General features: G+C 50.2%; 10 protein-coding genes. 5 read left to right on the top strand and 5 right to left on the bottom strand.

Features of this window, described 5'->3' with window-relative positions; translation table 11 throughout:
* Positions 1-9 precede the first annotated feature (9 nt).
* Positions 10-99, top strand: a complete 90-nt coding sequence (locus G7Y43_RS03825; protein ID WP_370514635.1) for a hypothetical protein — start codon at positions 10-12, stop codon at positions 97-99.
* Between the two features lie 117 nt (positions 100-216).
* Here G7Y43_RS03825 and G7Y43_RS10765 read toward each other — a convergent pair whose 3' ends face one another.
* The 4 genes from G7Y43_RS10765 to G7Y43_RS03805 form a co-directional block, all read right to left on the bottom strand.
* Positions 217-705 (bottom strand): DUF3021 family protein, encoded by a 489-nt coding sequence (locus G7Y43_RS10765; RefSeq protein ID WP_165044252.1) that lies wholly within the window; start codon positions 703-705, stop codon positions 217-219.
* 23 nt (positions 706-728) lie between these two features.
* Positions 729-1,169, bottom strand: a complete 441-nt coding sequence (locus tag G7Y43_RS03815; protein WP_165044250.1) for a LytTR family DNA-binding domain-containing protein — start codon at positions 1,167-1,169, stop codon at positions 729-731.
* 324 nt (positions 1,170-1,493) lie between these two features.
* Positions 1,494-1,724, bottom strand: a complete 231-nt coding sequence (locus G7Y43_RS03810; protein ID WP_165044248.1) for a hypothetical protein — start codon at positions 1,722-1,724, stop codon at positions 1,494-1,496.
* A 2-nt stretch (positions 1,725-1,726) separates the two neighbouring features.
* The gene (locus G7Y43_RS03805; protein ID WP_241158141.1) at positions 1,727-2,713 is read right to left on the bottom strand and encodes a hypothetical protein; all 987 of its coding nucleotides are present in this window, start codon (positions 2,711-2,713) and stop codon (positions 1,727-1,729) included.
* Positions 2,714-3,017: 304 nt separating this feature from the next.
* Here G7Y43_RS03805 and G7Y43_RS03800 point away from each other — a divergent pair, with 304 nt between their 5' ends.
* The 4 genes from G7Y43_RS03800 to G7Y43_RS03785 all read left to right on the top strand — a co-directional run bounded on the left by G7Y43_RS03800 (position 3,018) and on the right by G7Y43_RS03785 (position 6,615).
* Positions 3,018-3,161, top strand: coding sequence for a hypothetical protein (locus tag G7Y43_RS03800; RefSeq protein ID WP_165044245.1), 144 nt, complete (start codon positions 3,018-3,020; stop codon positions 3,159-3,161).
* 308 nt (positions 3,162-3,469) lie between these two features.
* A complete protein-coding gene (locus G7Y43_RS03795) occupies positions 3,470-5,203 on the top strand; it encodes a DUF262 domain-containing protein (protein ID WP_165044243.1) in 1,734 nt (577 codons plus the stop codon).
* 299 nt (positions 5,204-5,502) lie between these two features.
* Positions 5,503-5,862 carry a YccF domain-containing protein gene (locus tag G7Y43_RS03790; protein WP_165044241.1) on the top strand — a complete coding sequence of 120 codons (360 nt, stop codon included), beginning with the start codon at positions 5,503-5,505 and terminating at the stop codon, positions 5,860-5,862.
* Positions 5,863-5,985: 123 nt separating this feature from the next.
* Positions 5,986-6,615, top strand: a complete 630-nt coding sequence (locus G7Y43_RS03785; RefSeq protein WP_165044239.1) for a DUF1294 domain-containing protein — start codon at positions 5,986-5,988, stop codon at positions 6,613-6,615.
* Positions 6,616-6,695: 80 nt separating this feature from the next.
* On the opposite strand, the gene G7Y43_RS03780 is transcribed toward G7Y43_RS03785, so the two are convergent.
* On the bottom strand, positions 6,696-8,030 hold the full coding sequence (locus G7Y43_RS03780; RefSeq protein ID WP_165044237.1) for an ATP-binding protein: 1,335 nt from the start codon (positions 8,028-8,030) through the stop codon (positions 6,696-6,698).
* Positions 8,031-8,659 lie beyond the last annotated feature (629 nt).

Below are 8,659 nucleotides of genomic sequence, written 5' to 3'. Positions count from 1 at the left end.
AATGGCTACATAGAGTTCTATAATGGGGGGCGCATCAAAAGATCGCTGGGATGGATGAGTCCCAACGAATACCGTAGGAGCCTAGGCTTAGCGGCTTAGGAATGTCCAAGAAAATGTCCACACCCCCAAGCCTTGCGGTCAGTTCGTATATTTGTTCAATAATCTGCTTGAGTTCGTTTGACGTCTGTTTCAATTGAACTTGCTCCTCTCTGACAATTAATCTATGTGCTTATAACTGTTCTTCCTTCGGTATTCACAGAGTCTCTCATTAAGAATGCGTTCCTCGTGTCTGTGCTTGACAGCGAAAAGAGCGGTTGCCACTACAAGTATGATCAAATACATCACAGTGAATGTTACCCGAGCACCAACCATCTCAGTCGGTAACCACGACATCACTACAGCTAGTGCGGCAAGCACCACATATAAACATACGCCAAACAAGAGTAGCCTTGTAGGATATGCCATCTGTTTGATGAGCGTGGGGGTGAAGAATACGAACTGTAGCACGGCCACACAGGCGCATACACCAAGCACCGACCAGCTATACATTATACTCTGTTTCGACTCTTCGTCGGCGAATAGGGTTCCGAAGACTAAGCACACAACCATAGTGACCGTAAATGTGACACAGAATGTAGCCAATAGAGTTCTCGTATTCTGGGAGGGAGTGCGTTTTTCTGTGTCAATGATATCCTTGCATGTCATATCGGATTCCTTCCTCTGTTGTCTTATATCATTTTGAGCTTGCGGCGAACGTCGGGGGCGTATTGCCTCGATACCACGATCTGCTCGCCATTGTCCATGATTGCGATGATGCGCCCGTTCAGATCGGGCCGCAGCGACGCTACCCTGCGGAAGTTCACGACGCAGCCCTTGGCTACACGCAAAAAGTCACACCCTTCTAGGCGTTCCTCCATCTCATAGAGGCGAAGCGGAGTCTCGTACACGGCACTTTTGGTGTAGAAGAACGTGCGCTTGTCCACTGACTCCACATAGAGGATGTCTTCGGCGTTCACAACGTGGGTTCCGCCATCAGTACTACCTGTAACCTTTCGGTCAAACATGCGCAATCTGGCAACGATGTCGAGGACTTGACGGTTTGTTTTTTCGCATCTGATTGTGACCTCAATACCGCTTGATCCCGGCTGTTCGGCGATCGTTATCTTCATGGTGTTCCTTTCAACGAGTCACATGCTACATGTCAGCCGAAATCTTTTTGATGACGATGAACCCAGATGCATTAGGGGGATACCAAGTTGCAAATTACGCGAATAAACTTACCCGAAACGGTAAGCGGTACGGGGTTTTTCATTATTTACGGGGTGACAATAGGCATGACTCTATTATCAGCGACAAAATACATGACCCTCGCAGTGCTTCTGCAACTGCAAGGCGCTGGTGGTCGGCGCCGGGACGGCGTGGACGAACTCGAACATAAGTTACCTATATATGCGCATCGACAGAGCCGGGCAACCGGGGTACCTGATCGCCGCCTAGTGCCTGGTAATATTCTTGACCACCTTTGCAGCAACTGGTAGAGCCTTATCTTTCAGGACAGGCCCTACCGTATCTTTTGTCTTCACTAAAGTTCCCACTACCAGCGCACCCGCGCAGACGGTAACTTGTTTGGCTTTCTCGGCAGCAACGCCCTTGTGATACTCACACATGGGCAGCTTTGAGTCTTCTGATAGTTCCTTTTTGCAAACGATACACTTGCGAGCCATCTTTACTCCTGACTTTCGTCATCTTGTTCTTTTGGATCCGCATCCTCGATTTCGGCCAATTCTGTCTCAAGCAGCCCGTTCGGCTCGTCTTGACACTCGATTTGTAAGCCCACCACGGAGTCCGAAATCTTGACAAACCCTCTGACGATGTCTTCTCTATTGTCCTTGCTATAGGAATTGAGCAGCTGCAGCGTCTGCGCATCTTCGAGCTTATTGTCCAAAATGAACTGCTTGAACTGACCCAATGCCGCATTGGCCGCTTCCAGCTCTTCGAGAACGCGGTATGCGGCATATTCCGTCTTTGCCATGAGGGCGATTACCGTGAGATCGACCATCGCCGTGTTGGCGGCCTTGCCCCAGTCCTTCGCCTTGCCCTGCTTACCCATCGCAAGCGCGAGCTCTGCCTGGAAGTTGCCTTGCAGTGTGCATCGGGCCTGCGTTGCTGCAGAAGCGATGTCGAGAATCTTGATTTCGCGTAAACGCGAGTCCTCGATGAGCATAGCCTGCTGGAGCTGCTGCCATGCACTCTCGGCCAATGCGATGCGATCAGCCTGATTCTCGATTCGCAATGCCTCGACGTTGACGGCCACAGCTTCGATGGCGTCCATGATGTTCGCCATCATCACCTGCATCTGGACGTCCACGACTGACTGGGTCATGTCCTGAGGAATCTGCTCGGCCTTGATTCTGGCCTTCTCGTATATCTGGCCCGTCTTGACACTCCTAAGCTGAGGTAGAAGATCGCCGGTCTTTTTCTCGACCGAAAAGACGAGCTCGCCGCTCTTCATGAGCTCTTCCGCAGCAGCGCTGAAATCCGCAACGTATTTCGTCTCGCCACGTGCGGAAAGTTTCTTGATGATGTCGTAGATCGCTGGCGCGAACTTAGCCATGGTATCGGCATCTGCCAGAAACTTTACGAGGGATTCGTTGGCTCTAGAAGGAATGAGGTTCATTCCATTGTCGAACACCGCGGCTTCAAGGACCGTCACTCGAGGGGACACCTTTGCCGGCGGCAGCGAGCTGATTGGGACGATGCCCGTTTCATCGCCCTGGGCAACAAAGCCGCAGTGCGGGCATGTAACCGCTCTAGAGGATATTTTGGCGTGGCATTCTGGGCAGAAAATCAAAGACACGTGCGCGCTCCTTCTCGCGATTAGACTTATCCCATTATCACCGTTTCGGCTTTGATTGTCATTAACTCATGGCCAACTAACAGGCCTCCTTATCAGCTTGTGACACGGACGGACACTGCCTCTCGAGGATGAACAACGAGACCTCGGGAGGTAGTTCTTTATGGAGTCTATCGTCGTCGCCTGTATTACGGGGATGGTGACGCTTGTCGGGGTAATCCTCTCCAATTCCAAATCGAGGGCCGTCATGGAGGTTAAGCTGGACGCCCTGACGGAGAAGATCGAGAAGCACAACCGGGTGCTCTAGCGCACCTATGTGCTAGAGCAGGACATGACCGTGGCAAAGCACGACATCGAGGAGATCAAGGGGAAGGTGGTATGAGATGGCCGAGTTTCTGACAAGCATTTCGTTCGGAGCATTCTAAAGCGTTACTGTTTGTTATAGCTTACTCGATTGGATAACCTTATCTACCTGCGGGAATGTTGTTTACTGTTGCACTCGTTGAATAGCGTTGTAAGGGTACAAATTTGCTGGCAGCTAATCCATATCGTGACATTTCACGATAGAATGCCAATATTTGTAACTGTCGCTGCTATCCGTAAAGGACTAAGCAAATGTCAAAACTCAACATCGATCAAAAAACAATCATGGATCTCCTTACGGCAAAGAAGGCTGATTTCCTTATTCCAGATTATCAACGTCCCTATGCGTGGACAGAAGACGAGTGTGGAACACTCTGGGATGACCTATTCTCGTTTGCACTACCAGGCGAGGGTGAAGATGAATTCGACGAGAACGATGAGTACTTTCTCGGCCCGATCGTGACGTTCCGCAACGCCGATGATAAGCTGGAGATCATTGACGGGCAGCAGCGCCTCACCACCATAATGCTGCTGCTCCGTGCCTTCTGTTCTAAGTTCGAGTTCATGAAGGACAGCGATTCGAAGACTATGCACACCGATTTAGAAACCTGCATTTGGAAGACGGGTGCTCTTAATAAGGTCGACAAGACGAAGCTTAAGATTGATTCTGAGGTCGCCTCCGATAAGGACAAGGAGGAATTCCTTTCGATTCTTAGTACCGGCGAGGTTAAGTCCAGGCAGAAGAGTAAATACGCAAGGACGTTCGCTTTCTACCAGGATAGAATTTCCGATCTTGTGAGCAAATACCCCACATACGTAGCCATCTTCGTTTGGCGCATCCTCAACAACGTGATTCTTCTGCCCATCGAGGCTGAGTCTCAAGGCACTGCTCTACGTATCTTCTCTACGCTCAACGACCGAGGTCTGCCACTCTCTGATGCGGATATTTTCAAATCACAGTTCTATAAGTACTTTTCAGATCGCGGCGAGAAAGACTGTTTTATAGAACGTTGGAAAGCGCTGGAGGATATCACCGACAAGATATTTAAACCGTCGCGTGGAACGCCCATGGATGAACTATTCACACGTTATATGTACTATGAGCGTGCTAAACAAGGCAACCGAAATACCACAACGGAAGCCCTTCGCGACTTCTACGAGCGCGATTCATACAAGCTACTAAAGTCTGATAAAACTCTCGAGAATCTTGAAGCCCTCGCTGCATTTTGGATGGCAGTGTCCGAGCAGGATGACCAGCTATTTTCAAAACGCATATTGCGTAGACTCTTCGTTCTCAATTACGCTCCGAATGGCATGTGGACCTACATTGTCTCGGTGTGGTTTATGACCTATAAGGATACGGAGGGCAAGCTTAATGAGCCTGAGTTCTACGAATTCCTGAACAAGATAACGGCTTTTATCTGGGCATATGCAATTGAGCGTCCTGGCGTAAACTCGCTACGAACACCCGTATACCCCGAGCTTATACGCATCGTTAATGGTGAGAGCGTCGAGTTCGCGGAGCATCGCTTCGACCGAGAAGCGCTTTACGGCCGGTTTATGGCATATGCATTTAAAAATGGTCGTCCTATCACGCGATCCATGCTCGCTTGGTGGGCATTTGAAGATGAGGACCAGCCGCTTCTCGAACTCAGTACCGTTTTCGAGATTGAGCACATCTACGCAAAAAAGCGCGTTGAGGCTGAGAAAGGCGACAAATCCAAACTCGAATCACTGGGTAACAAGGCGTTGCTTGAGAAACGAATCAATATCCGCGCCTCCGACTATCGATTCGAGGACAAGAAAAAATACTATCGCGGCTTCAAGAGCGCGCGCGGTTATCGCGAAGGCACCAAAAACCGGGAGCTTCTGCTGATGGCTGATCGGCAGACCGACTTCACCATGCAAGCTATCGACAATCGTACTGAGATGATTATCAATTGTTTTATAAATTACCTTGAAGTAAATGGTCTGATTCAAGCCTAAATGAACGCCCGAAATACCATGTTTGTATACGACTGATTCTAAAGCGAGACATCTTAACGACTCGTAGTAAGAGAAGATAGGGGATGCGGACGTTTGCAACCGACCGCACAAAGCACTTGTTGTGAGCGTCTTGTTTACCGCATTTCAGAAGCGGTCGCTTTGCTGGTGCTAAGGGATCGCCAGCCAGCTTAATGGTCGATGGAGCCCTCGTTGTACTCTTCGATGTTGTTGGGTAGGCTGAATCATTAAAGACATATTGCCATTGAGTTGTTAAATCACTCAGTAGTGAAGGAAAGGTTATGCGCACGATTGGGAACATCATTTGGATCATCTTCGGTGGGCTGTTAACGGCATTGGGGTGGGTACTTGCCGGAATCATCTTCTACATAACAATCGTGGGCATTCCACTGGGGCGGCAGTGCTTTAAGTTTGCGAGCCTCACCTTAGCACCGTTCGGTAAGGAGATTAGCTACGGCGGAGGAGCACCATCGCTTCTGGCAAACATCGTTTGGCTGGTGGTCATCGGCCTATGGGAGGCGATCACGTATGCTGTCTTCGGCACACTGTGGTGTATCACCATCGTGGGAATCCCATTCGGCTTGCAACTGTTCAAGCTGGCAAAGCTAAGTCTACTTCCTTTCGGTGCTGAAATTAGATAGTGTGTTTTTCGGTACATAGGAATGCGAACGCTCGTTTTACCTTTGGCGCGTTCTCCATGCTTGTAAGCAACGACATGGGTGGTATGCTGCGGTAATATAAGATTGCAGCATGAAGGGGTGGCTTTGGATCCGTTTCTTCAATACCTCATCGTAATCAACGTGGTGGCGTTCGTTGCGTTTGCCATCGACTTCTTCCTCTGTATGAGGATCCCTACACTCGATGACTCGGCCGCAAACTCGCTGATCGTTTGTGTTTTCCCGATTGCGGGAGGTGCGGTCGGGGCGCTGATTGCCCTTTTCATCTTCACCGGGCTTATCTCCAGGCATCGCATGAACAAAGACAACATCGCGTGGTGGTTTCTCTCCATCGTCTGCCTTGTCGTATGGGGGCTTTTCGTTGCCGTGAGATATGGCCTCGTGACGTTGGATGCAGGCATCGGCGGCATCTTTGCAGGCTGGGACATGGTCAAGCTTAGGCTCCTTGGTATCTACCTGGTGCTAATCAACGTTGTCACCTTCATCTTCTTCGCCTGGGACAAGCACGTGGCGAAAAGCGACAACGACCATAGGCGGCGCACTCCGGAGGCGCGTCTGCTCGGGCTTTGCCTGATCGGCGGATCCGTGGGCGGATTAATCGCGATGCGCGCCGTTCGGCACAAGACCAAGAAATGGTACTTCGTTTTGGGGTTGCCGTTCTTCATCGTTCTGGACGTTGTGGTAGTTGTTTATGCTCACATGGCCGGGCTCATCTAAAAAGCGTGCTTTGCTCCCTCTTTTGCGTGCAGGGAAGGGTAGTGTGGCAGCCTGAGCAATGCCTTCGCAGCCACTTATGCTTACTCGGTTTTCTTCTCGGAAAGGCGCACGTTGCTGAACCATTCGGGCAGCAGACTCGTAGCATAAAGGGGAAGGTTGACCACCCAGTCCTGCTCCTTGAATCCATCAAGTGACAAGCGTAGTCCTTTTTCAAGACGATTCCTCTCAACGAACAGGCGCAGGCTCTTCGCTTGGAGGTTTGTCGTGGCCTTTACCTCAACAGGCACGATAAAACCATCATAATCGTACACGAAGTCAACTTCGCCGGTAGAGCTATCGGCAGACCAATAATAGGGGACAACTTTTCCCGATGCCACCAGCTCCTGACACACGTAGTTCTCCGCGAACGACCCTTTGAATTCCTGGAAAAGTCGGTTGCCTTCAACTAAGACCGATGCATCCAGACGGTTGGCGGCCCCTAGAAGGCCCACGTCAAGAAGATAGGTCTTAAATGCCTCCTTGTCTAGGTAAGACGAAAGGGGAAGCCCGGGTTTAGTGATTCGGTTCACGCGTAAAATCAGGCCGGCATCGACGAGCCACTGAATCGCCTCTTCGTAGCCGCGAGCACGGGCACCCTTACGCACGGCTGAGTAGACGAACTTTTTGTTTTCTCGTGCCAGCTGACCAGGTATAGATTTCCAGACCAGGCGTATCTTTTCCGCAACTGCCGGTGGAGCGTATTTCGAGAAGTCGTGCTCGTAATCGAAGAGGAGGCGCTCGTGAACTTTGCGTACTTCAGCCAAATCGGCGGTGTCAAGATAGGTCTGAACAGCTTCGGGCATGCCGCCAATGTAGTAATAGCGAAGAAGCTTTTCACGGTAGCGCTCAGCAAAGGAGTTAGCGAGATCCAGGTTGCCCTTCTGCAGAGTATCTTGCATAACTTCGTTGCCAGTTGCAACGAGAAACTCACCGAATGTCATAGGATACATAAAAAGATGATCCACTTTGCCCACCGGAAAAGATACTCCCTGATGCAAGGCTACGCCCAGAAGCGAACCCGCCGCGATAAGGGATGTTTCCGGGCTGCGCTCGGCGAACATCTTAAGTGAGGTGATCGCACGCGGGCATTCCTGGATTTCGTCGAATATGACGAGAGTCGTGGGATCTTTTGCGTTTACACCGGTATAGAAAGTCACGGCATCGAGCAGGCGGGAAGGCGAGAGCTCTCCTTCGAACTGGCCAATCATCGCCTCATCATCCAGGAAATTGACGTAGGCAGTCGCCTGATAGTTTGTGCGCCCAAACTCCTTGATAAGCCACGTCTTTCCCACCTGACGTGCTCCCTGAACGAACAGGGGTTTACGCCGTGGTGAGTTTTTCCAAGCTATGAAGTCGTTCATGGCAAAACGTTCCATAGGACACCTCCTTGATCGAGCCGAAGCGTATCATATAATCCGGCGACAAGAAGTGATGCCAATAACTCCGACGAGATAATGGCACAATTGCCAAAAACTCCAACTAAAATATGGCATAGGAGCCATTTTCTGCGACGTGTATGGCGCAGAAGCTAGTACCTGTTTTTGAAAACAGCACTACTCAACATTTCGCCGTTTGATCACACTGCATTCCGAAGGATAAAGAATCTGACTGATGCTCAAATCGAGCGTGAGTTAAGAAGAATCGCTCCTATATTGAAAGCCCTGACCCTTATATGCCCATCGAGATGTCAAGAGACAATAGTCGGCTGTCCCTGAGCGACTCGCCCAAGAACAGCCTCATCAATCCTTTGAGGCACCGTGCTGCATGGTTTGATGTCTGACCGCGAAGGATATGGTCAGGTATGCTCAGGTACGCTCAGGTATGCTCAGGCAAAGAAAACCTCGCCTTCTGCAACTTTTTTCTCGAAATGTACGATTGAACAAAGTTAGCCGTGGGTTCGGGAGCTTTTTTTACGAAATGTACGATGTGGTGGAGTCGGTAAAGCTCGTCGAATCTTCAGAAAAATCAACGGTTGTCTCTGATCAGGGAAAACGTAAGAACTGTC

Source organism: Adlercreutzia sp. ZJ138 (assembly GCF_011038935.1).
Classification (GTDB): domain Bacteria; phylum Actinomycetota; class Coriobacteriia; order Coriobacteriales; family Eggerthellaceae; genus ZJ141.
Note: the sequence above shows the minus strand (reverse complement) of the source record. Positions and strands in the feature narration are given on the sequence as shown.

Bases quoted from the DNA above. Each gene is read 5' to 3' on its own strand.
- G7Y43_RS10765 (WP_165044252.1), bottom strand. From the start codon at position 705: ATGACATGCAAGGATATCATTGACACAGAAAAACGCACTCCCTCCCAG.
- G7Y43_RS03815 (WP_165044250.1), bottom strand. From the start codon at position 1,169: ATGAAGATAACGATCGCCGAACAGCCGGGATCAAGCGGTATTGAGGTC.
- G7Y43_RS03810 (WP_165044248.1), bottom strand. From the start codon at position 1,724: ATGGCTCGCAAGTGTATCGTTTGCAAAAAGGAACTATCAGAAGACTCA.
- G7Y43_RS03800 (WP_165044245.1), top strand. From the start codon at position 3,018: ATGGAGTCTATCGTCGTCGCCTGTATTACGGGGATGGTGACGCTTGTC.
- G7Y43_RS03795 (WP_165044243.1), top strand. From the start codon at position 3,470: ATGTCAAAACTCAACATCGATCAAAAAACAATCATGGATCTCCTTACG.
- G7Y43_RS03790 (WP_165044241.1), top strand. From the start codon at position 5,503: ATGCGCACGATTGGGAACATCATTTGGATCATCTTCGGTGGGCTGTTA.
- G7Y43_RS03780 (WP_165044237.1), bottom strand. From the start codon at position 8,030: ATGGAACGTTTTGCCATGAACGACTTCATAGCTTGGAAAAACTCACCA.